Origin of the sequence: Spirulina subsalsa CS-330, from assembly GCF_028330765.1 — a bacterium.
Taxonomy (GTDB): domain Bacteria; phylum Cyanobacteriota; class Cyanobacteriia; order Cyanobacteriales; family Spirulinaceae; genus Spirulina; species Spirulina subsalsa_A.
The window spans coordinates 1-23,173 of the sequence record NZ_JAQMTY010000233.1; the positions used below are offsets into that span (position 1 = coordinate 1).

The 23,173-nt window shown below is 56.3% G+C and carries 18 protein-coding genes and 1 other RNA gene; 10 read left to right on the forward strand and 9 right to left on the reverse strand.

All coding sequences use genetic code 11. The features are described 5' to 3' along the window. Nucleotides 1–228: 228 nt before the first annotated feature. Nucleotides 229–626: a transfer-messenger RNA gene (ssrA, locus tag PN477_RS16110) on the reverse strand. Between the two features lie 133 nt (nt 627–759). Here ssrA and PN477_RS16115 point away from each other — a divergent pair. From PN477_RS16115 to PN477_RS16130, 4 genes are all read left to right on the forward strand, one after another. Beyond that, a complete protein-coding gene (locus PN477_RS16115; protein WP_272147452.1) occupies nt 760–1,953 on the forward strand; it encodes a serine hydrolase domain-containing protein in 1,194 nt (397 codons plus the stop codon). 575 nt (nt 1,954–2,528) lie between these two features. Next, nucleotides 2,529–3,185, forward strand: coding sequence for an XAC2610-related protein (locus PN477_RS16120; protein ID WP_272115639.1), 657 nt, complete (start codon nt 2,529–2,531; stop codon nt 3,183–3,185). Nucleotides 3,186–3,213: 28 nt separating this feature from the next. Continuing rightward, entirely contained in the window at nt 3,214–3,438 is a 225-nt protein-coding gene (locus tag PN477_RS16125) for a hypothetical protein (protein WP_272115640.1), read from the forward strand. Between the two features lie 69 nt (nt 3,439–3,507). Beyond that, on the forward strand, nt 3,508–4,635 hold the full coding sequence (locus tag PN477_RS16130; protein WP_272115641.1) for an acyltransferase family protein: 1,128 nt from the start codon (nt 3,508–3,510) through the stop codon (nt 4,633–4,635). On the opposite strand, the gene PN477_RS16135 is transcribed toward PN477_RS16130, so the two are convergent. From PN477_RS16135 to PN477_RS16150, 4 genes are read right to left on the reverse strand one after another with little or no spacing between them, the layout of a single operon-like run. Next, on the reverse strand, nt 4,630–5,940 hold the full coding sequence (locus PN477_RS16135) for a recombinase family protein (RefSeq protein WP_272147453.1): 1,311 nt from the start codon (nt 5,938–5,940) through the stop codon (nt 4,630–4,632). The two genes, PN477_RS16130 and PN477_RS16135, sit on opposite strands and share 6 nt — an antisense overlap. Continuing rightward, complete coding sequence (locus PN477_RS16140; protein ID WP_272115643.1) at nt 5,937–6,845, reverse strand: alpha/beta fold hydrolase; 909 nt, start codon at nt 6,843–6,845, stop codon at nt 5,937–5,939. Before PN477_RS16140 ends, PN477_RS16135 begins: the two co-directional genes overlap by 4 nt. A gap of 56 nt (nt 6,846–6,901) precedes the next feature. Further along, a complete protein-coding gene (locus PN477_RS16145; RefSeq protein ID WP_272115644.1) occupies nt 6,902–8,257 on the reverse strand; it encodes a serine hydrolase in 1,356 nt (451 codons plus the stop codon). Between the two features lie 59 nt (nt 8,258–8,316). Continuing rightward, nucleotides 8,317–8,724: a response regulator gene (locus PN477_RS16150; protein ID WP_072621283.1), complete on the reverse strand. Its 408-nt coding sequence runs from the start codon at nt 8,722–8,724 to the stop codon at nt 8,317–8,319. Between the two features lie 141 nt (nt 8,725–8,865). Here PN477_RS16150 and PN477_RS16155 point away from each other — a divergent pair, with 141 nt between their 5' ends. From PN477_RS16155 to rsmG, 5 genes are all read left to right on the forward strand, one after another. Further along, the gene (locus PN477_RS16155; RefSeq protein WP_272115645.1) at nt 8,866–11,400 is read left to right on the forward strand and encodes a DNA gyrase/topoisomerase IV subunit A; all 2,535 of its coding nucleotides are present in this window, start codon (nt 8,866–8,868) and stop codon (nt 11,398–11,400) included. A 142-nt stretch (nt 11,401–11,542) separates the two neighbouring features. Then, complete coding sequence (gene argC, locus PN477_RS16160; protein ID WP_272115646.1) at nt 11,543–12,598, forward strand: N-acetyl-gamma-glutamyl-phosphate reductase; 1,056 nt, start codon at nt 11,543–11,545, stop codon at nt 12,596–12,598. Continuing rightward, nucleotides 12,598–15,300, forward strand: a complete 2,703-nt coding sequence (locus tag PN477_RS16165) for a CBS domain-containing protein (RefSeq protein WP_272147455.1) — start codon at nt 12,598–12,600, stop codon at nt 15,298–15,300. The genes argC and PN477_RS16165 overlap by 1 nt, the downstream gene beginning before the upstream one ends. 41 nt (nt 15,301–15,341) lie before the next feature. Continuing rightward, complete coding sequence (locus PN477_RS16170; protein WP_272115648.1) at nt 15,342–16,526, forward strand: serine/threonine-protein kinase; 1,185 nt, start codon at nt 15,342–15,344, stop codon at nt 16,524–16,526. Next, nucleotides 16,519–17,277: a 16S rRNA (guanine(527)-N(7))-methyltransferase RsmG gene (gene rsmG, locus PN477_RS16175; RefSeq protein ID WP_272115649.1), complete on the forward strand. Its 759-nt coding sequence runs from the start codon at nt 16,519–16,521 to the stop codon at nt 17,275–17,277. The genes PN477_RS16170 and rsmG overlap by 8 nt, the downstream gene beginning before the upstream one ends. Nucleotides 17,278–17,330: 53 nt before the next feature. Here rsmG and PN477_RS16180 read toward each other — a convergent pair whose 3' ends face one another. The 4 genes from PN477_RS16180 to fusA form a co-directional block, all read right to left on the reverse strand. After that, a complete protein-coding gene (locus PN477_RS16180) occupies nt 17,331–17,822 on the reverse strand; it encodes a hypothetical protein (protein ID WP_272115650.1) in 492 nt (163 codons plus the stop codon). A 36-nt stretch (nt 17,823–17,858) separates the two neighbouring features. Next, a complete protein-coding gene (locus PN477_RS16185) occupies nt 17,859–18,290 on the reverse strand; it encodes a hypothetical protein (RefSeq protein ID WP_272115651.1) in 432 nt (143 codons plus the stop codon). Between the two features lie 247 nt (nt 18,291–18,537). Further along, entirely contained in the window at nt 18,538–19,743 is a 1,206-nt protein-coding gene (locus PN477_RS16190; RefSeq protein ID WP_272115652.1) for a GTPase family protein, read from the reverse strand. Nucleotides 19,744–19,865: 122 nt separating this feature from the next. Beyond that, entirely contained in the window at nt 19,866–21,956 is a 2,091-nt protein-coding gene (fusA, locus tag PN477_RS16195; protein ID WP_272115653.1) for an elongation factor G, read from the reverse strand. Nucleotides 21,957–22,620: 664 nt separating this feature from the next. Between fusA and PN477_RS16200 the strand changes: the two genes are divergently transcribed. Next, on the forward strand, nt 22,621–23,154 hold the full coding sequence (locus PN477_RS16200) for a hypothetical protein (protein ID WP_272115654.1): 534 nt from the start codon (nt 22,621–22,623) through the stop codon (nt 23,152–23,154). Nucleotides 23,155–23,173: the final 19 nt, after the last annotated feature.

Below are 23,173 nucleotides of genomic sequence, written 5' to 3' on the forward strand. Positions count from 1 at the left end.
ATTAAAGGACTCGCTGTCGCTCGATTTGTTTGTTGGTGCAAATTCATCTCGCCACTAAAAGGCACGTCCGCCGTTACCTTCGGTAACTCTACTCGGACTCGCTTTATAGTGGGAGTCTTCTTTGCACATTTAAGATAAAGAATGGGCCAAAATTTCGTTCACGTTCCTATTGCTTGGATCGTGACTCATCACGCGCAAAACCCCCCAGACAAGTCTGAGGGGTTTTGTTAATGGAGCCGAGCAGAGTCGAACTGCTGTCCGAACTGGCTATTTACCTTCTGCTCATTCACAGGTTTAGCCCTTTTGATCCGCAGGGCGGGAATAACCAATTATTCCGGGTTACGCGGAGTCTCTAGTAAAGTTCTCGCAAAGCGTCGTGACTAGATGCACTTGGCTCGCATATCCGTTAAGGGTTATCCATTAGTATTAACGGAGTCAACTAATGAATGCTCGAAACCTAGTTTGGTTTATGGACTAAGCAGCAACAGGTGCAGCTTTACGAGCGAAGGGAACGATGTTGTTCGCAGTTACTTTTTTGGTTGAACTCTTGATTTGCGAGAGGGAGTTCGCTCTCGACCTGAATCACAGGGCGGCTTTCACCAACCCGTCGAAACCTTTACGGCCCCGTGTGTTGCTGTTTCATTATAGAAAGGTTTGATGCGGAATGCCAAGGGGGGCGATCGCGGGAGCTACCCATCGCACCACTTGCGCAATTCTGCGGCTAGGGTAGAGGCGATTCCTTTAGTTAAACTGATTTTGATGATGTACTGTGTCCCGAACCGCTTGATCGCCGCCGCCTTCATCGTTATGGTGGCGGGATGTGGAACCGCTACGGAGACGATCGCAGAGGGCGATCGCCGCCTTTCCCCCGCCGCCCAAGCCCAACTGAGCGAGAATTTGAGCCAGTGGGTGGCCGAGTACCAAGCCCAGGATGAGATCCCTGGGGTGGCGATGGCGGTGGTGATGGATGATGGAATTTTGCTGCTAGAAACTTGGGGCGATCGCGATCTAGCGCAACAATTACCCGTTACCCCCCAAACCCTGTTTCATATCGGCTCGACCCATAAATCCATGACGGCACTGCTGGGAGCGATCGCCGTTGATCGTGGTCTGCTGGAGTGGGATGCGCCGCTGGTGGAGACATTCCCGGAGTTAACCCTCGCCGACCCCGATGCCACCGAGAACCTGACCTTGCGCCATCTCCTCAGTATGCGCAGCGGCATCCACAGCGATGCAGAAGATGATTTTGAGGTGGATACAGCTACCCCGGAAGACCTCGCCGACTATATCGCCGAGCTTGAACTGTTCAGCCAACCGGGGGATAAATTCAGCTACAGTAACCTGTCGGTTTCCCTGGCGGGTTATCTGATTGCTCTGGCCGAACGCCCAGACCAAGACCCCTTCCCAGACCAAGACCCCTTCCCAGCCCATGCCGCCCTCTTGCAAAGCTGGATTCTTGACCCCATTGGCATGGATGATGCGGTGCTGCAACGTAGTGATGCGCTGCGAGGGGGCAACGTGGCGGTTCCCTATCGTTGGGATGACACCGAGGGAGATTGGGTCACGGCGGAGCCTGAAGATTTTGATGATGATGTGCTCGCACCTTCGGGGGGATTAAAGGCCAGTGTGGAAGACATGGCGGCCTATTTGATCACTCAAGTTCAGGGGGGGGTGACCCCAGGGGGCGATCGCCTCGTTTCCGCTGCTAACCTGGCCGCCACCTGGGAACCCCGTTGGGGAACCTATGCCATGGGCTGGGAAGTGGCCGACTATCCCGATCTGTGGGTGTTGCACCATGAGGGCCTGTACGATAATCAGTTGAGTATTATCGGCCTGTTGCCAGACTATGGATTAGGGTTTGTGGTGTTAACCAATAGTGCGGAGGCAGCAGAAAATTTGATCGCCGATGTGACCGATTATCTAGTAGAACAAGTGGAACGCCTAGAGGACTAAATCAGCAACGGAGCGGCGCGAATCTCGTGAAAATTCCGTATTTTCACGAGATTCCATCACGAGGCAGTGATGGTGCTTATTCCTGGAATGCGGCCCGTTTGCCTGGGCATCGAACCGAAACAGGGCAATAGAAGGCACGATATACTGTGGATCTTATCAGAAATTTCTCGTTTTTTGAGCCTGAATTGTCGTGATCGAGAAGGTAACGTTTTTTTGCGATCGCTTGATGATCACTCAATCCACTTGTTAGGATTTAGACATGTTCAAAAGGCAGAACCAAACAGCCTAATCAACCCACAAAAAGCGAGGTAAAACGCTGTTAGATACACTGTCAAATTCGATCGCAAAAGCGGCACAAAACAAAAACGCAGCCAACCCTAATCATTAAAATAATTGGAGTATCTCGACAGGTTTCTGTCAGACTCGAATAATACTGAGGAATAATGAGGGAAGGGATCTGCAAGTTTCGTTTTGGGCCGCTTTTGGTCTGCTTGCAGTGGACTATCGGTAGTCGTCCCTCGGAGCATCTACGAGCATTACGACCCTAGCCCATTCGATATCAATATCCATTGATCATGATTCATGCTCGTGTCTTATCGGGACTTTGGGGAGGGGTAATGGCGATCGCCCTCCACAGTGCCAGCGCCGCCGCCCAAGATGACCTGCGCATTCATATTCACACCCAAATTCACCCGGATTTCCCGCCCAGTGCGGTGGTGTTGCAGGGAGATGTACGGGATCAACAGGCTGAAATTCGCCGCATCGAAATCTATCACACCAGCGATCGCACCACCCCCCACCAACGCATCACCGGCATCGCCACCCGCTTTCCCGACCTCAGCACCGCTGGACTCGTGATCGAAGACCTCAATTTTGACGGTTATCAGGATCTGCGACTGCCGGAATTTCTCCCCGCCTCCCCCAATATTCCCTATCTATATTGGCTCTACAATCCGGAAACCGCCCAGTTTGAGCGAAACCGTGATTTAGAAATCATCACCAGTCCGGTAGTGGATTCAGAACGACAACGGATCACGTCCTTCAGTCGAGTCAATGCCGTGACCTACGTGATCAGTGACTATCGCATGGAGGGCGATCGCCTCCAACTCCTGCAAGAACGCACCGAAATCTATGATAGAAAGGGGCGAAAGCGCGTGATTGTCAAAATGTGGCAGGAGGGTGAATTCGTGATTGTCAGCGATCGCCTCGAACCCGCCACCGCCGATCCCTAGTTGCTAGCTGTGATTCCTTGGATTAACCATGACTCACCCCTCTAACGAACGCAAAGTTGCTGACGCTGCCTTTCAACAATCCTTGGCAGACCTTGAGCAACTCCTCTCCGAAGCCGATTCCCCCCAAGCCAAGCCGAACGGCAAAACCCCACCCCCTGCCCCCCCACCCTCTGCCGTTTCCCCCCAGCGGCGCACCTCCCCCAACTCGGCCCACTGGCACGACCCCGCCCCAGACCTAGACCTTGAACCTTAACCAGAACGATCCTGCTGCTGCGATTGTCCCGCCGGAAGCATCCCCCCAGTCTTCCTAACCCCTGCCCCCATGACGCTCAACCCATCATCGACAGCGGCAACCCCTGCCCCCGCCAACCATCGCATTCTATGGATTGATAACATTCGCGCCCTAGGCATTCTCCAAGTCTTATTTGTGCATACGGGACGGTTCCGGGCGGATTGGTTTGTCTATGTGTTTTCCTTTTTCATGCCCCTGTTTTTCTTTTTATCGGGGTTGTTTGTCAAAGACTCCCTGCGAGAGAAACCCTTTGGCCCCTTCTTGAAAGATAAATTCATCCGGCGACTCGTGCCGTATTTTGTCTTTAGTGCGGTGAGTTATCTCTTTTGGCTGCTGTTGATTCGGCCCATGGATGCCGGGTTACCCGATACGCCGCCACAGGTTCAGCCGCTGGCGGGAATTTTCTACGGGGTGGGGGGCTATGGGTGGCTGCAGCACGATATCAGCCTCTGGTTTTTGGTCTGTTTATTGGTGACGGAAATTGCGTTTTATGGCTTGATTCGGTTGCCGTCTAAACGCCATTTGATTGCTGTTTTGGGGATTTGCGCCGGGGTGGGCTATGAGATTTTTTTCCTCACCAAAAACCTCACCTATCAACTCAGTTGGATTCCCTACCCCTTGCAATACCGCCTCCCCTGGTGTTTGGACTTGATGCTGACGGCGGTGGTGTTTTACGGGGCGGGGTATCTCTGCCGGAACTATGTGTTGAGCGATCGCTTCACCCACTGGCATCGGGGTTGGGTCGTCGGGGGCGCGATCGCCGCCTACATTATCGGCACAGAAATGAACAGCACCGTCAACTTCATTTTGGGCAACTACGGCAACTTTGCCTATTTCTACCTCGGCGCATTCGGCGGCATTTTCGTCTGGCTCCATCTCTCGCGCTGCATTCCCCCCAATCCGGTGCTGAATACCATCGGCCAAAGTTCCCTCACCATTTACCTGCTCCATCTCCTCGTCTTTCCCCTGATTACCGGCGTGCTCACCCTCGGCTTCAATATCCCCAACGAAGCCCTCAAGGGCGTATGGTGGGCGGCAACCCTCTACACCGGCATCACCACCGCCGTCTTGATTCCGCTGCATTATCTCTTTACCCGTTATACGCCTTGGCTGGTGGGCCAACGCCATCCTACGCCGCGATCGCTGCCGTCCTCATGATTGCCGTGGCGCAGATGACCCAAAAATAAACCGGAGTTGGATCGTCCAGTCCTGCTCCTGGCGTTGGATGTCCACCTGTTGGATGAATTCGCGCAAATAGAACCGCCGTTCTGCTTCGGAGAGATCCCACCAAAATTGGGGTAAGGAGACGTTTTGCGCGATCGCACTTAAATTTTCCGGGGGGAGTTGGGCCAGGTGAGCGCGGGCGGTGGCGATTTCGGTTTGGAGTTTGTAGCGGCGCAGTTGGGCGGTTTCCGCGTCGAGAATGCCAGCGGTTTCCAGGTCGGGCAATTGGGCGAGGATGGTTTGTTTTTGGCTGATCTCGGTCGCAATGGTTTGATGGAGGCTGTTGAGTTGGGGCGCGTTGATTCCGGCGACGGCTGCCGGGAGTTCTTGACAAACGGTGGTAATCACCGCTTGGAGCATTGTGTCATAGGCGATCGCGCCACATTTCGCCGCCGCCCCACAGGCCACCGGGCGCAGATAGAGATAATCAGGCTTCTGCTTACCCCGCTGCGTCGTGCGCGTCACTCGATAGCGCGACCCACAGCCCCCACAGACCACCAAACCCGCCAGCGATCGCGGCGCACTGGCCGTCCGGGGCGGCAGGCGACGATTACGCCGCAACAGGCGATCAATTTGGGCCGCCTCATCCCGTGTCAACAACGCCATGTGAGTATCCGCCACCGTTTCGCCATTGTGGTAGGTAATATCACCGCGATACACCGGATTCGTCAGCCAGCGCCGCCCGGTGGTCACCGCAATTTTTTTACCGTACTTCTTCTCTAAATAGCGCACCGCTCCCCGCAGCGACCCAAACAGCAAAAACTGTTCAAAAAAATCCTTCACCACCGGGGCCGTACTGCGATCGATTAAGTAGCGATCCTGGCCGCGTCGATAACCGTAGGGGGCCTTGCCCGGTGGGGGTTTGGCATGGATGCGGTTGCGGGCGTGGCCGTTGCGGATGCGGCGGCTTTGTTGGTGGGCTTGGATTTGGTTGAGCAACACCATCAGGTCGGTGGTTCCCCCGTGGCGATAGTCCTGTTTAATCGCAATGATTTCCACCGCTGCCGCTTCCAGACGCGCCATCACGTGGCTGATGGCTGCGAGGCTGTCGCCAAACTCCTCCAAACGCCGCACTAATAAATATTGGGGTGGGTCTGTGGTGCAACGATCCAGAAGCCGGGTCAGTTCAGTGCGATCGCCACAATCTTGATACACCCCATCCACCTCCACCCCCCACATCCCCGGATCGGGGCACGGCTCCAACAGCGGATCACTGTAGAGATAGGCCACGATCCTCATGGCGTGGCGATGGGGGGAGCGTGACGGGCGAGCCACGCCTGTAAAATCGGGTTCACCAATTCCGGCGCTTCGTCCTGGGGACAATGGCCCACATTAGGCAGGGAAATGAACTCCTCAATGGCTGCGGCTTCCACCAATTGCCGACCGAGGGCAACGGGTTCCCACGGGTCAGCCTCACCCCACAGGACGATCGCCGGACAGGGTAGATGGGGGAGTAAATCCTCCGGCAGGGGGCCTTGGGAATAGGTGGTGAAGGCGGCAAAGACGGCCGCAGCACCGGGATCGGCGGCGGGTTTCAGTAACATCGCCACCAGTTCATCGGTGACGGCTTCCGGGCGGCGGTAGGCTTGGAGCAGGGCGCGGCGCACATTCTGGGGTTGGGCGGCCAGTTGGAAAAAGAAGGCGGCAAACCAGGGTTGTTTTAAGAGGCCTTGGAGCAGGGGAACGCTGAAACGTTGATGCCAGGGTTGGCTGGCTCGGTGGCGTTCGTGGAGGAGGCGCAGGGAAAAGTTGAGGGCGGCCACGCCGAGGACGCGATCGCTAAAACTCACCGCCGTTTGCATCGCCACGATCGCCCCGATGGAATTACCGATCAAAAACGCCGCCTCGCCCACCACCTGATCACAAAAATCCGCAATCTGTTGCGCCCAGGTGGCAAAGGTGTAGCTCAAGGGTTGGCCCGGTGTCGGTTTCGCCGAGCCGCCAAACCCCAATAAATCAATGGCATAACAACGGTAATCCGCCCCCAACACGGGCAAATTATGCCGCCAATGGCCCCAGGATGCGCCGAAACCATGGATCAGCACCACCGCCGGGCCGCGATCGCCCACCTGTTGGTAACAGATCGGGAGGTCGTGCCAATGCCAGGTTGCGGCGGGAGTATCCAGGGGAAGGGGTAGGGTCATGGGTGCGATCGCGAGTTTAAAAACGTTACTGAACTTAACGTAGCGCGAAAATCCCCTCACGTTCCGGGTGAATTGCGGGGATCGGCATTGATGGGGTTAATGGAGGTGGGGGAACTGTTGGGGGGGTTGGGGTTTGCCGGGGGCGGGTTGAGGAAATGTTGATAGGTGGCCCGCGAGAGTTCTTGGATCAGGATGCGGGCGCGATCGTCGTTATGGGGACGGCCCACGAGGGCGGCGATCGCATAGCGTTTCCCCATCGGGGTATCCACAATCCCCACATCCCCCAGCATTGACCCAATATCCCCCGTTTTATGGGCAATAACGGCCTGCTCATCCAAGCCCTGGGGCAGCAGATCGCGGTTTTCCACCTGCTGCATAATGCGGATCAGTTGATCCCGCGATCGCAGTGACACCAGCTTGCCATCGTGAACCATCGCCAACAGCGTCACCAAATCCAGCGGGCTGGTTTCATTCGTCCCGGTCAGATCCGGCAGGAGATTTTGAATCGAGGTTTGTTTGAGGCCCCAATCCCGGAATCGTTCATTGAGTAACGGTGCGCCCCCCAACCGCTGCATCAGCATATTCGTTGCGGTGTTGTCGCTGATCGTGATCATCTTCTCGGCCGTTGCTTCGAGGCTGTAGGTTGTGCCGGGCGTTTCGTACTGCATCGTGCCCGAACCCGATGCCATCATCTCCGTCGTCATCACCAACGATTCCGACAAGTCCACCAAGCCCCGATCCACCTCCTGAAAGACGGCGATCAAAATCGGTAATTTAATCGTGCTGGCGGCGGCCATGGTGGCCGTGCCGTTGAGATTGACAAAATCCCCCGTATCCAAATCCACCACGAACACACTGGTCTGGAGATCAGGCTGTTGGGCGGCGATCGCATCGAGGGTTCCTTTCAATCCCGTCAATTCTTGGCCCAACTGCAACGGGGGCACGGTATCCGCCGGGCTGGGGGGTGGGGTGGCGGTGGAAGGCGACTCATGCAAGCCGAGGGTAGCCGACAGCGTTCCCAGAACGACCCCCGTACCCACAAGGGCGATCGCCCCACGACTCACCCACACCGCCAAGGTTTGCAATGGGCCCGGCGGCGTTGGTGCGGGGCGGCGCGGGGGAGATGAACGGCGGGGGGCGATCGCCGGGGGTGGGGGGCTGGTGTTGGGGAGAGGATCGCTCGATTTTGGCGCAGGGGAGGGAACAACTTTCAGATGGCGGGGGCGTTTAGCCTCGGCGGGGGAAGCCGAGCGCAGGGGTTCGAGCTTCGGCCGCCGTCGCCGCAGCGGGGTGACCGGGGGAGGCGGTGACGGGGGAGGATTCACCCCAGCAGAGCGCAGTTGAGTTTCTTTGGCCGCCGCTTCGCGGGCCATCCGTCGCCGCCGTCGTCGCCCTAACTCTTCTGATGCCATGCCCAACTCCCTTCTTCACCCAACATCTCGTCCTGTTGATTTCAGCGTAGACCCTGTTTCTACCCCTGCGGGGCATTGCCGAGGAGCGTCAGAATTTTATTGACAAACTCTTGGTGATCCACCACGGGCTTGGAAATGTAGCCATCAGCACCACTTTGTTGTAAAAAGCTTTCGCGATCGCCCTCCATCGCGTGGGCGGTGACTAAAATAATCGGTAAATCCGCCGTTTTCGGATCGGCTTTTAAAATTTGGGTAATCTTTAAGCCATCCACGGCCTTACCCTGATAAACGCTGTGGGACAAAGAGACATCCATCAGGATAATGTCCACTTCGCCCGCTTGGGCAGCGCGCATTACTTCTTCTACATCCTCCGTGCCGCGCACGTCCAAACCGCCGCGTTTCGTGAGAATCTTGGAAAATACCCGCAGGTTAATCGGATCGTCTTCTACAATCAGAACGGTTGTCATAAGGTGTCAATCGGGGGAGCAAAGGCGCGAAAGGGTTGATGATCAAAGCGATATCTGACGAGCACCCCTACATGTAATATTCCCACTCAGAGGGAAATCCGTCACCCTCCACTGTAAGCGATCGCAAGGAACCCAGAACCTATGGCAAAACAGCTCGACCTCCTCGAAGCCGGTAAGATCATCCCCATCGCCCTCCACAGCGAAATGGAACGGTCTTATCTGGAATACGCCATGAGCGTGATCGTAGGTCGCGCCCTCCCCGACGTTCGCGACGGCCTCAAACCCGTCCATCGTCGCATCATCTACGCCATGCACGAACTGGGCTTAACCCCCGATCGCCCCTACCGCAAATGCGCCCGCGTCGTCGGGGATGTCCTCGGTAAATATCACCCCCACGGCGATCAATCCGTCTACGATGCCCTGGTGCGGATGGTGCAAACCTTCTCCTCCCGCTACCCCCTCCTGGCGGGCCACGGTAACTTCGGCAGCGTTGATAATGACCCCCCCGCTGCGATGCGCTACACCGAAACGCGCCTCGCCCCCGTTGCCCACGATGCCATGCTCGCGGACATCAGCGAAGCCACCATCGACTACGCCAACAATTTCGACAACTCCCAACAGGAGCCTTGCGTCTTGCCGGCCCAGTTGCCGCTGTTGTTGCTCAATGGGTGCTCTGGGATTGCCGTGGGCATGGCCACCAATGTGCCGCCCCACAATTTAGGGGAAGTGGTGGATGGTTTAATTGCCCTGATTGACCGTCCCGATCTGTCCGATGCCAAACTATGGGAGATCATCCCCGGCCCAGACTTTCCCACCGGGGGCGAAATTGTCGATCGCAACGGGATTGAAGATGCCTATCGCACGGGGCGCGGCAGTATTCCGATGCGGGGCGTGGCCCATTTGGAAACGATCCAAGTGGGGACGAAACGCCGCCGCAATAAACAAGTGCTGGTGATCACTGAGTTGCCCTACCAGGTGAATAAGGCGGCGTGGATTGAGAAAATTGCCGACTTGGTGAATCAAAATCACCTCGACGGCATTTCCGATATTCGGGATGAGAGCGATCGCGACGGAATGCGGGTGGTGATTGAACTGAAACGCGACGGCAACCCCCAAGAATTGCTGCGGCAACTGTATAAGAAAACGCCGTTGCAAAGCAATTTTGGCGCAATTTTTCTCACCCTCGTCAATAACAAACCCTGTCAACTCAGCCTGCGCGAAGTCCTCACGGAGTTCCTCAACTTTCGAGAAATCACCCTCACCCGTCGTTACCGCAACGAACTCGACACCGCCCAAACCCGCCTCCATCTCGTCGGCGGTTTGTTAACGGCCCTGAATAATCTCGATCAGTTGGTGGAGATTCTGCGCCATGCTCCTGATGGCACGACGGCCAAAGGCACATTACAAACCACCTTCGATCTTTCCGAGCGGCAAGCGGATTCGATCCTGGCGATGCCGATGCGCCGCTTAACGGGCCTCGAACGACAAAAACTAGAGCAGGAAGTGCAGGCATTACAAACACAGATCGAACAACTGGAACGCTTATTGGGCGATCGCCACGAACTCTTAAAGTCCCTCAAAAAAGACCTCCGCGCCCTGAAGCGTAAATTTGGCGACCCGCGCCGCACCCGCATCCTCAGCACCACCCCCACCGCACCTAGCCCCCCATCGTCCCTGGGTCAATCGTCCCCCGCCCCCAAACCCAAGGCCACCAAAACCCCGATCACCCTTGAACCCCTTGCCCCTGCGCCCCTCTCCCCAAGGTTGCCAGCGGATGCGGTGCTCGAAGTGACCCACAAAGGCGGCATCTGTTGGCAATCGCCCCCCACTCCGCCGAAACGGCCCCGCAAACTTGAGGATCTCCTCGTTTTGCGGGCCGGGATTGGGACGCGATCGCGCCTCTTGGTGCTCACCGCCAGCGGCAAGGTGTATCCGGTGGCAATGTCTGACATTCCCTCCAGCGGCAGCCCGACGGCGGTGATTCAACTGATGCCCAGTAGCGTCCAGCAAAAGCGCGATCCCCTCACCCATTACCTCCTGCCTCCGGAGGATCTGAGCAGCCATGATCTCGTGGTCTTGACGCAGCAGGGACGGATTAAACGGTTGGCGGGGCCGGAGTTTGAGGAGTTGACCAATCGCGGCGCGGTCTTGCTCAAACTTAAGGATGAGGATCAGGTGCAGTTGGCCCAGTGGGCCAAACCGGGCCAGGAATTAGCGATCGCCACCTCCGGCGGTCGGATTCTTCGCTGTCCCATTGATGATCAGCAAATCCCTGTCATGGGCCGCACCGCCCAGGGCAACCAAGCCACCCGCACCCGCCAAGGAGAAGCCATTTTAGGGGGTGCGATCGTCGAGGCGGATCATGATTTAATCCTTGTGACCCGTCAGGGTTATGCCAAACGCTTGGGGGTGGCGGAACTTCGCCTCGGTGAACGGGGCAACATCGGAACCCAGGCCCTCCGCTTCCATCCCCAAGATCAGCTTGTGGCCCTCGTGGCCACGGCGAACCCCACGGGCCAGGTGGGCTTACTCACCAGTGAAGATCGCTTATTCTGGCTCAACCTCACCAGCGTTGAACCCCAAGACAAAGAAGCCATGGGCCGCCGCCTCAAAGCATTGCCGCCCCACGAAATGATTCGCGGTGCGATCGGTTCGATTGTCTATGGGTCGAATTAGCGGAACAGGTGCAGCGATCGCGCTGCCGTGGGGATGAGTCTGAGGGGGATGGTGTCCGGCCGAGGGGACGGGCCAGAATTGCAGGATTAATACTAGAATGCAGCCATTGTTGCGATAGATCAGCGAAAGCGAAAAGAGTGATATGAGCGAGTGTCTAAAGGTTGGGATTGTGGGAGCCTCTGGCTATGGCGGGGTTCAACTGGTGCGGATGTTGCTCGACCATCCCAATGTGGAACTGGTTTATGTGGGAGGAAAAAGCAGTGCGGGGCAACTTTTTTCGGAACTGTACCCCCATTTTGACCAGCAGTTTGATCTCAAAATCGAACCTATTGATCTGGAGGTGATTAGCGATCGCTGTGATGCGGTATTCTTGGCGCTCCCCAATGGCTTGGCCTGTGATCTCGCGCCGCCTCTGATTGAAAAAGGCTGTAAGGTGTTAGACCTTTCGGCAGACTACCGCTTCCAAGACCTCAACACCTATACCGCTTGGTATAAGAAAGAGCGCACCGATCACGCCCTCAATGAAACGGCGGTCTATGGCTTGCCGGAACTCTATCGCTCGTCAATCCAAGAAGCCAGCTTGATCGGCTGTCCGGGGTGTTATGTGACGGCGAGTTTACTGGCGATCGCGCCCCTCCTCAAGCAGGGGTTAATCGTCCCGGAAACCGCGATTATTGACGCAAAATCCGGCGCATCGGGCGGCGGGCGGCAAGCCAATGTGGGGATGCTCCTCGCCGAAGCCGGGGAATCCTTCGGGGCCTACGGAGTCGCCGGTGCTCACCGTCACACCCCCGAAATTGAGCAAATTTGCAGCGACCTGGCCGGGAATCAGATGCGGATTCAATTCACGCCCCACCTAATCCCGATGGTGCGGGGAATTCTCGCCACAGTCTACGCCACCCTGCGCGATCCGGGGCTCGTGCGCGAAGACCTGCTCACGATCTATAAAGCCTTTTACCGTTCCTCAGATTTCGTCAAAATCCTGCCGGCGGGAACCTATCCCCAAACCAAATGGGCAGCCGGGACAAACCTCTGCTACATCGGCGTGGCGGTGGACAATCGCACCGATCGCGTCATCGTCCTTTCCGCCATTGATAACCTGATCAAAGGGCAATCGGGGCAGGCGGTGCAATGTCTCAACATCATGATGGGCTGGCCGGAAACCCTGGGCTTACCCACCCTGACGTTTTATCCCTAATGGATCTGATCCTCTGTCATCAAACGGCTGATTTTGATGCCCTGGGGGCGGCGGTGGGTCTGACGCGGCTGCAACCGGGGGCGAAAGTGGTGTTGACCGGGGGAGCCCATCCGGGGGTGAAGCGGTTTTTGGCGTTCCATCGGGATGAATTGGCGTTGATGGAGCGGCGCAGTGTGAATCCGCAGTTGATCCAGTCGGTGACGGTGGTGGATACCCAGCGGCGCGATCGCCTCGGCATGGCGGCCCCCTGGTTGGAGTTGCCCCACCTGCGCCATGTTACGGTCTACGATCACCACACCAGCGCCGCTTGTGACCTTCCCGCCACGGTGCGCCATGTGGAAGCGGTGGGAGCGACGACGACGTTAATGGTGGAGCAACTGCGCGATCGCGCCCTTCGCCCCACGGTATCCGAGGCAACGGTGATGGCCCTGGGGATTCACGTCGATACCCTTTCCCTCACCGCCGCCCAAACCACCCCCCGCGATATCCGCGCTTGGGCGTGGCTCTTGGAACAGGGGGCGGATCTGGTGGTGTTGCGGGATTACCTCGATCCGGGGTTAACGCCGCAATTGCAAAAGGTCTTAGCGATCGCCCTCGATCAACTCCAGACCACGACGGTACAGGGCTATGCGATCGCCCATATTTTGCTTGAAACGCCGGACTTTATCCCCGGCCTCTCCAGTTTGGCCGAGCGGTTAATCGACCTCACCGAAAGCCATGCCCTGCTGTTGGGTCATCGCTACCACCGCCGCAACGGCACGGAAGACCGCTTAACCGTGATTGGGCGATCGCGCATTCCCCACACCAATCTGCACAGCCTTTTCCAACCCTGGGGCGGTGGCCACAGTCAAGCCGCCGCCGCTGCGATCCATACCCCCGCCCCCGACTGTTTCCCGCGCCTCGTCCAAGCCTTCCTCGACCAAATCCCGCCCCCCCTCACCGCCCGCGATCTGATGTCGTCCCCCGTGCGCACGATCCGCCCCGACACGACGATCAAAGACGCTCAACGCATCCTCTTCCGCTACGGCCATTCTGGTCTGTCGGTGGTCAATCCTCAGGATCAACTCGTGGGGATCATTTCCCGGCGGGATCTGGATTTGGCATTACATCATGGGTTTGACCATGCACCCGTGAAGGCCTACATGAGCCGCACCCTCCACACGATCGCCCCCGACACCGCCCTACCGGACATCGAGCGCCTGATGGTCACCTATGACGTGGGGCGTTTACCCGTGCTTGCGGGCGGGCAATTGGTGGGCATCGTTACCCGCACTGATGTCTTGCGCCAACATTTAACCACGGCCCGCCCCAGTGATGACCCCCGCCCCGATCCGGTGTCCCGCTGTCCCCTGCCGGAACCGCGTCGCCTCTTTCTGCCCGTGATTTGGGATTTTCTCCAGCGGTTGGCGGCGGCGGCCACGGAGCGGGGCTGGCATCTGTATATTGTCGGCGGGGTGGTGCGGGATTTGCTGATTCAGGGTCAGCGATCGCACCCCTTGCCCCTGATGCAGGATCTGGATTTAGTCGTCGATGGGTTCCACCACGCCGCCCAAGCCGAGGCCGGGGTTGAATTGGCGAAAGCGGTGCAGCAGTGGTATCCCCAGGCGCGGCTCTCGGTGCATGGCGAGTTTCAAACGGCGGCGTTGTTGTGGCATAAAGACCCGGTGTTTGGCTCCTTGGCGGTGGATATTGCCACGGCACGGACGGAGTTTTACCCCTATCCAGCGGCGAATCCGGAAGTGGAGGCGAGTTCGATTCGTCAGGACTTGTATCGGCGGGATTTTACGATTAACGCCATGGCCCTGCGGTTAACGCCGCCCCGCGAGGGGGAAGTGTTGGACTTTTTTGGGGGACTGTTGGATCTGCGATCGCGCCAAATCCGCGTCCTCCATGCCAATAGTTTTATCGAAGACCCCACCCGCATCTATCGCGCCGTCCGGTTTGCCGTGCGCTTGGGCTTTACGATTGACCCCCAAACCGTGGACTATATTCGCTACGCGATCAACAGCGGCGTTTATAACCGCTCCCTCAGCCATTACCCCAAAGCCCCCGCCCTCACCACCCGCCTCCGCACCGAACTGCAATACAGCCTCACCTCGCCCCAGTGGCAGCGGGCGGTGCAATGGCTGAGTGAGTTGGGGGCGCTGCGTTGCCTCCATCCTGATTTATCGCTCACGCCCACCTTGGCCCGGCAATTGCGCCAGTTGGATCGCGGTTTGGCCTGGTTTGATCCGGATCAAGCCCTGACCTGGTGGCAATTACGGTTAGAACTGCTGCTGACCCAGTTACCCACCCCAGCGGCGATCCAGGTGGCGCATCAACTCCAATTACCCCAAGACATGAGCCAACGGTTAGCACAGGTACAGGCACGACGATCGCACCTCGAAGCGACCCTGCCCCAGTGCGATCGCCCCAGCCAAATCGTCGCCCACCTTCACAGCGATGATCTACCGCTGTTGGTGTTGATCCTGGTACAAGCATCGCGGCCCGTGCGGCGTATTCTCTGGCAATACCTCACCCACTGGGCCCCGGTGAAAGCCCCCCTCAATGGCAATGATTTAAAAACCTTGGGCTATGCACCGGGGCCGCGCTATCGAGTCATTCTCGATCAGCTATTGAGTGCTACCCTAGATGGCGTGGTTCAGACTCGTGAGCAGGCGATCGCCTATCTTCAGCACCAGTACCCGCCGGAGACCGCCTAGCCGGATGACGTAAGCAAGATCGTGGTAGTGAGAGAGATTGAATGAGTAACGACTATAAATACAGCCTCAAACCAGCCATTGGCCAGGGCATTTTTTCCACCACCTACCCCGCGATTGAGGTGAATTCTAATCGCCCGGTCATGGTGAAAACCTTGGCGGCCAGCTTAGGCGACCATGAACAGTTTGGCCAGTTTCGCAAACAGGTGTTATCCCTGACGAAAAAACTCGCCACCTGCACCCATCCCCACTTACCCAGCATTTGGGAAAGCTTCACCGAAGACGGCTACCCCTATTGGGTGAGCGATCGCATTCTGGGCCCCACTCTCCTCGATAAAATCAACGCCGACGGCCCGATCGAACCGGTTCAGGCTGTCCGCTGGTGTGAGCAGATCGGAGGGGCGATCGATGCCCTCCATCGCGCCGGGCTGAAGCACCTCGACCTCCAACCCCACAACCTAATCTATCGCCCTGATACTCGTGATGTGATGGTGGTGGATGTGGGCATCACCAGCGACCTCACCCCGGAACTCCGCCGCACCCACGCCACCATGCTCGCACCGGGCTACGCCGCCCCCGAACAATATCAACCGAAAGGTGCGCTCAGTTCCCAAGCCGACCTCTACAGCTTGGGCGCTGTCCTGTATTTCTTGCTCACCGGCACGAACCCGCCCCCGGCTCCCCTCCTCGATCACATTTCGATTCAAGATTGGCCGGAATGGCCCGAAGCCGTCCCCCTGCCCCTGCGGGCGGCCATTTTCGCCGCCTTAAACCCTGACCCGAAACAACGCCCCCGCCACGTTTCCCCCTGGCTCCACCAACTCCAGCAGGCGATCGCACCCCCGCCCCCACCCCTCGACGAACTCGAAGCCACCGAACCGCCGCCCGCGATCGCCCCTGTGATCACGTCCCCACGGCAAACCCCATCGGCCCCAGTGCCCCAAGGCACGATCACCGTTAAAAAAGTCACGGTCAAAAAAGAAGCCACGCCAAAAGCGGCGCAGAAACCCCCCTCCCGTCAACCCCGACCCGCCAAAACCAAACGCCTCACGCCTCAATTTCCCGTCGGGGCGTTGATGATGACCAGTGTGATTGCGGCCTCGGCGGGGGCGGGGTTTGGCCTGTCCCTGCGGCTGAATCGTCCCTCGGAAGCGGGATCGACGTTCTGGCATGTGGAACAGTCTTTCCCGCCCCACGATCAGAGCGACGACACAGAAGCCAATGACTAACACGCTGCCGGATTTACCCACCTTGCCCCCGGAGAGCCTCACCCTCTGGCAAGCATCGCTCCAGTGGCAACCCACCGCCGCGCAACACCAACAGCTAGAACATCTCTATCAGGTGATTTGGCTGGGAAATCGCCATGTGAATTTGACGAGTTTGCTCACCCCTGAAACGTTTTGGGAAAAGCATTTGTGGGATTCTGTGGCGGGGTTGTTGCCGTTGCAGGCGTGGGGCTGGACGGAACGGCCCCAACGGGTGATTGATATTGGCACGGGGGGCGGGTTTCCCGGTTTGCCGGTGGCGATTTTGTATCCCCAGCATCGGGTGACGTTGTTGGACTCGACCCAAAAGAAGGTGCAGTTTTTAGGGGATGCGATCGCTACCCTCGGCCTCAACAATGCCGAAAGCATCACCGGCCGGGCCGAAGCGGTGGCCCATGCCCCCAGCCGCCGCGAACAGTATGATGTGGCGTTGATTCGTGCGGTGGCTGCGCCGCCGGTCTGTGTGGAATATGCGTTACCGTTTTTAGCGGTCGGGGGGATCGCGGTGCTCTATCAAGGCCATTGGACGGAGGCGGATAGCGATCGCATCCATCGCGCTGCGGCCCAAGTGGGCGGCGAACTCCTCCACATTGAAGCCCTAACCACTCCCCTCAGCCAGGGCGATCGCCATTGCATCTATCTCAAAAAAATCGCCCCCACCCCCCACGCCTACCCCCGCACCATCGGCGTTCCTAAGAAAAATCCCCTCGCCTAGGCCAAGGCACAGCAAAGGCAAGGGGCTTAAGCCCCTTGTCACCCGATCAAACATCACCCTCCAGGCGCGGCAGGATTGGGCAGCGGCATTGGGGTCGGCATCCCTTGGGGCGAGGGAACCGGCAACGGTGGCATCACCGGCCGGGGCGGCTGCAACAGGGGATGAATCACCGTAATATAGGCGACACTCACCACCAACAGCCCCATTAACCACAGGATGCTCCGCCGCGAACTCTGCGATCGCTGTTCCGCCAGAAAAACATCTAACTTGCGTTCTGTGCGGTGGAGTTGGGTTTCGAGGTGTTGTAACTGGGCCAGGGTCTGCTGTTCGGAGGTGCTGAACCATTGCCCCAATTCCTGACGTTGACGGCGATGGAGCCGAGTCAGGCGATCGTGCAGTTGGTGAAATTGATAATCCATCGGGGTGGAAGCCGGGGGCGCGGCAGCGGTGGGCGGACTCTCCCAGGGGTTTGCCTCGACAAATTCCGCCTCAAAAATGGGGGACGGATGGGGGCGACTGCCGTTTGTCGGGGGACGAGAGTACATGGGCAAAAACTCCTAAACAGAAGGGGACAGAGAACGTTAGAGTCCGTAAAACCGGAACTGGACGGGAGGCGCATCCCCTTGTTGCTTTGCGTCAAGACTGCGATCGCCTTCAACGTGATAGCGGTAATAGCGAATATTAGCCTCGACCCAATAGCAGGCGGGTTGTCCGAGATACGCCTGGACATCAATGAGGTCGGCAAACTGAACGCCTTGACTGGTTTGCTGTTGGAGGGTTTGCGCCGTAGCAAGGGGTATCGGGGTGCTGGTTTCGGGGGCGGCGCAGGTGGGAATTGTGGTGGCGATGAATTGAGTGGTATCAGCGGCGGGAGCGGGGGCGGCTTGGCCGAGATTGAACCAGGGCGACAGGTCAAACGCCCGCTCAGAACCGGCGATCGCTGCCCCCACAATGCCGGCGATCGTGATGCACACCGCCAAGATAATCGAGCCTTTCAAAACGTGATCGAGCATAGCAATGACCTCCGCGACTCTTTGATAGTATAAGTGTACCATAAAAGCCATGGGTATCATTTTCCCCGATCATTTAGACTCCAGCCCGTTGAGCAGCGATCGCGCATCTGCGCACCCTCGGACTCACCCCCGAACAAATCGCCCAAACCCTATCTTTGCCTCTTGAAGATGTGACGTGAAGGCAGAGCAAGGCCGATAAAGGAAAGAACTTTTTTCACTCCTCCATCTTGTGATGTCGTGTGATGGGCTAATTTTGTTGTGATGTTTCGCGTTGACCTTCTTTTGTGATGAAATAGTCCACTGCGAGTTTTCCTAGTGCATAGGTTGTAGCAGCATTTGCAGCTCCTGACAGTATCACTCCAACCCCTGGAATCAACTTCAGCCCAACATCTGCTATTCCTGCTACACCAAAAGCAGTAGCGCCCAGAAAATTTTCAATACTCTTTTCCGAAAATTCATAGCCCCCCAACCAAGCAATATGACCCACCATAAAAGCTTGAAGTGCAGCAACAACAGGTACTGCCATGCCTGGGATGGGCGTTGCCGCAGAAAGCCCGGCCACGACAGAGAAAGAATTCACCATCTTATTGGCTACGGATAACTGAAATTCTTTAACAGTTGCCATTCTTGCAAATCCACCTCTCATTTCTTTCGGGGTGCATTGAATTATCTTTTCAGTTAACTCATCAATATTCCATCTATAATCTTTACCAGCTATTGGCAAACCATTCTCAGCTTCTTCAAACTCCACATAGCTACAAACTGGCACAACATCTATTAGTTTGAAAACCTGATTTTGTTGGAGATGGCAGAACAAATCATTTCTTGCAATTCCGATGTTCCTTCTCTTTTGTGAGTCTGGATCATCTAGCCCTTCTTTAGGATTCATATTATCAACTTGCGTTAACACGCCAATAACAGGGATTCTAATGTAATGACATTTAAAGATATGCTTTACGATTTTTTCGGCACTTTCGATGTCTGATTGGATTGCTGCATTAACAGAATGGGCCGGATGAACAAAAAGAATGACATCTGGATAATTTTTTTTGACGGCATTGAGAATTTTCTGAAAAGATGCATCCCTTTCATTTTCGCTTTGTTGTGCTTGAAATCCTTCAGTATCAAGAACTTCAACTAAGTCAACACCATTGTGATAGTAGCTTTTCCACTCTGGTTGGACTGCCTGAGGTCGAACGGCATCAACCTTTGTAACATACGAACCACATATTGCATTAATGAGAGACGATTTGCCTGAATTCGTTCGACCGATCATCATGATCCGAGGTGGACGCTGAGACTGAATAGCACTCCGAATATTCTTTAACGATTCGATTATTTCTTCACGTCTTGGCGTAAATTTAGGTAATGCCTCAAGAAAACCTAACAGATTTGTAACAACACCTTCTATACTTCTGAGGCTTGGGAGAGGTTGATCGACATCATTTTGCATAACTATTACAATTCAATACAACAGACTTTTATGATTTTTCAGTGATTTTGATCAATTAACTGTAAAAATAAATACAAAAAAAGGGGGCATCGCGCCCCCTTTCTTAATTATTTAACGAGCGATTAAGCGAGCGCAGCTTGGCGTTCTTTGGTTTCTTTGATTACTTCTTCGGCCACGTTGGCAGGACAGGGGGCGTAGTGGGCGAAGATCATCGAGAATTGACCACGGCCCGAGGTCATCGTCCGGAGGTCGCCAATGTAGCCAAACATTTCACTGAGGGGCACATCCGCTTTGATGCGAACCCCGGTGGGGCCAGCATCTTGGGACTTAATCAGACCCCGGCGGCGGTTGAGGTCGCCGATCACATCGCCCATGTAGTCGTCGGGGGTGAACACATCCACGGCCATGATCGGTTCGAGGAGTTGGGGGCCCGCCTTGGGTAGGGATTGACGGTAGGCGGCGCGGGCGGCGATTTCAAAGGCGATCGCCGAAGAATCCACCGCGTGATACGCCCCATCGGTTAACGTCACCTTCAAGTCCACACAGGGGAACCCAGCCAACGGCCCTTGATCAATACTGGATGCAAAGCCCTTTTGCACCGCCGGCCAAAATTCGCGGGGCACATTCCCCCCGGTGACCTTCGATTCAAACTGGAAGCCACTGCCCACTTCGCCCGGCTCCAGAATGTAATCGATCTTGCCGTACTGACCCGAACCCCCAGATTGTTTCTTGTGGGTGTAGCTGTCTTCGAGGCGTTTGGTGATCGATTCGCGGTAGGCCACTTGGGGCTTACCCACTTCCACTTCCACGCCATGAGTCCGCTTGAGAATGTCCACCTTAATGTCGAGGTGCAATTCGCCCATCCCCTTGAGAATGGTTTCGCCGCTTTCTTGGTCGGTTTCCACATGGAAAGAGGGATCTTCCTGCACCATCTTGCTGAGGGCCATCCCCATTTTTTCGTCAGCGCCTTTTTTCTTCGGCTTGACGGCGATGGAAATCACCGGTTCCGGGAAGACCATCGGCTCTAGGGTGGCGGGATTTTTCGGATCACAGAGGGTGTGACCCGTTTGGGTGCTTTTCATCCCCACGAGGGCCACAATGTCCCCGGCATGGGCGGACTCAATTTCTTCGCGGGTATCGGCGTGCATTTCCACCATCCGGCTGATTCGCTCGGATTTACCCGTGGCGGTGTTGAGGATGGTGTCACCTTTGGCCAACATCCCGGAATAGATGCGGGTAAAGGTGAGAGCGCCGAAGCGATCGTCCATGATTTTGAAGGCGAGGGCCCGGAGGGGCGCATCAAAATCAGCTTTGGCGTATTCGCCGGTTTCGTTGCCTTCGAGGTCAACAATGGGCTGCGGATTGACTTCGAGGGGGTTGGGGAGGTAATCCACAACGGCATCGAGGACGAGTTGCACCCCTTTGTTTTTGAAGGAAGAACCGCAATAGGTGGGGAAAAAGGCTAGATCACGGGTTCCTTTGCGAATACAGGTTTTGAGCGTGTCGATGTCAATTTCTTCACCTTCGAGGTATTTTTCCATCACCTCGTCGTCTTGTTCAACGGCGAGTTCGATCAGTGCTTCGCGGTAGGTGGCGACATCATCGGCCATGTCGGCGGGAATGTCTTGGATCGAATAGTTCAAGGGATCTCCCGACTCATCCCAGACCCAGGCTTTTTCGGTGAGGAGATCCACGACCCCGATGAAATCGTTTTCGATCCCGATCGGGAGGGTCATCACAAGGGGCTGTGCGCCGAGAATTTCTTGAACTTGTTTGACGACGCGATAGAAGTCTGCGCCGGTGCGGTCAAGCTTGTTGACATAGATGATCCGAGAGACTTTGGAGTCGTTGGCGTAGCGCCAGTTGGTTTCGGATTGCGGTTCGACTCCACCGGAACCACAGAAGACCCCAACGCCGCCGTCGAGCACTTTCAGGGAGCGATAGACTTCGATGGTGAAGTCTACGTGGCCGGGAGTGTCGATGATGTTGAGTTGATGGTCTTTCCAAAAGCAGGTGGTGGCGGCGGATTGAATGGTGATTCCGCGCTCTTGCTCCTGTTCCATGAAGTCAGTGGTTGCCGCTCCTTCATGAACTTCGCCGATTTTGTGAATTTTGCCAGTTAGTTTAAGGATTCGTTCTGTGGTGGTGGTTTTGCCGGCATCAACGTGGGCAAAAATGCCGATGTTCCGATAGCGGGTAATGTCTTTCTTCATATCTACGTTCTTCTAGTTTGAGTGCGACAACCGTTAGTGACTACCTTGAATAGGGGTACTCTAGAGCAATGGGTTAACCGTCTCTAGACCCTCGCTGACTGACTGTAGACACCGTGGAGGGGATCAAACGTCAGTTTGACCGCAAGGGTGATAACGATAATTCTTGAACAATTGTAAAGCGTTTCAGTACCAACATTGTAGATGGGATGGGATTCGACTGGAAATGGGGGGCGATCGCACTCTTCCTTGCTGCCAGTTCAGGGCTCGTGATATCCCCCCCGGAGGCGTTGTGATCTAAATTTGTGGACGGTCGTGATCTGACAGCAAAATCATGAACTTTTGTAGCGTTTTTTAAAAAAATAATGGTCAAGACCGGGGGGAAAACGGGGATCGGGGGCAGGGGTGCGATCGCTCAATCCCTTGGCTTTTCAGGGTTTGAGTCTTTTCGCGTCTTGGTGTTGATCTCCGTAAATTCCCATAGCTCATTTTCCGTAGTTTGGCGAAGAGCGATAGAGTAAATGTATGGAAAACACCGGGCGTAACATCCGAAATCAAGGATGCCGGCCTTGGGGTTAATAAAGAACGAGATGGAAGTGCGAGCTTCTAGGCTCTCGATTTTTGGTGTGAACGATTGGTGTGTTCTTCGCGGGGAGTGAGACTGAATATGTTTGGTTTTAACGCAACGAAAAAACAATGGCAATGGATGGGTGCGATGCTCATCGCGGTGCTGGGTCAAGGGTTGCTGCTGGATGTGGCGGGGGCTGAGGCGGTGAAGGCGATGGATGAGGCCAGCCACGCGATTCAGCTTGCCCAAACTACCCAGCTTGAGCCGGAATCCATGTCTGCATCGTCGCTGTTGCAAGATGGCATTCATGCCTATGGTGCCGCGACGCAGCGGGATCAATTGGCGCAAGATTATTTGGTGTTTACGGTGGATGAGGGGCAAGTGCGGGGGGCGATTTACCGGCCCCGTTCGGAATATGCCTGCTTTACGGGACAGGTGACGGCGGATGCGCTGGAGTTAGCGATCGCCATTCCCGATCATCCCGATGCGTCGAGTTATGCGATCGCCCTGGATACCCCTCCCACAGAAGTGGCCGGCAAAGTGCAGCGGCAAGTGACGTTACAGGGTTTCCACGCCTTCACCACCGTCAGCGATTTAGAACAGAGCCTCCTCGAAGCCTGCGCCAGCAACTAACCCATCGCTCATCTGGCCC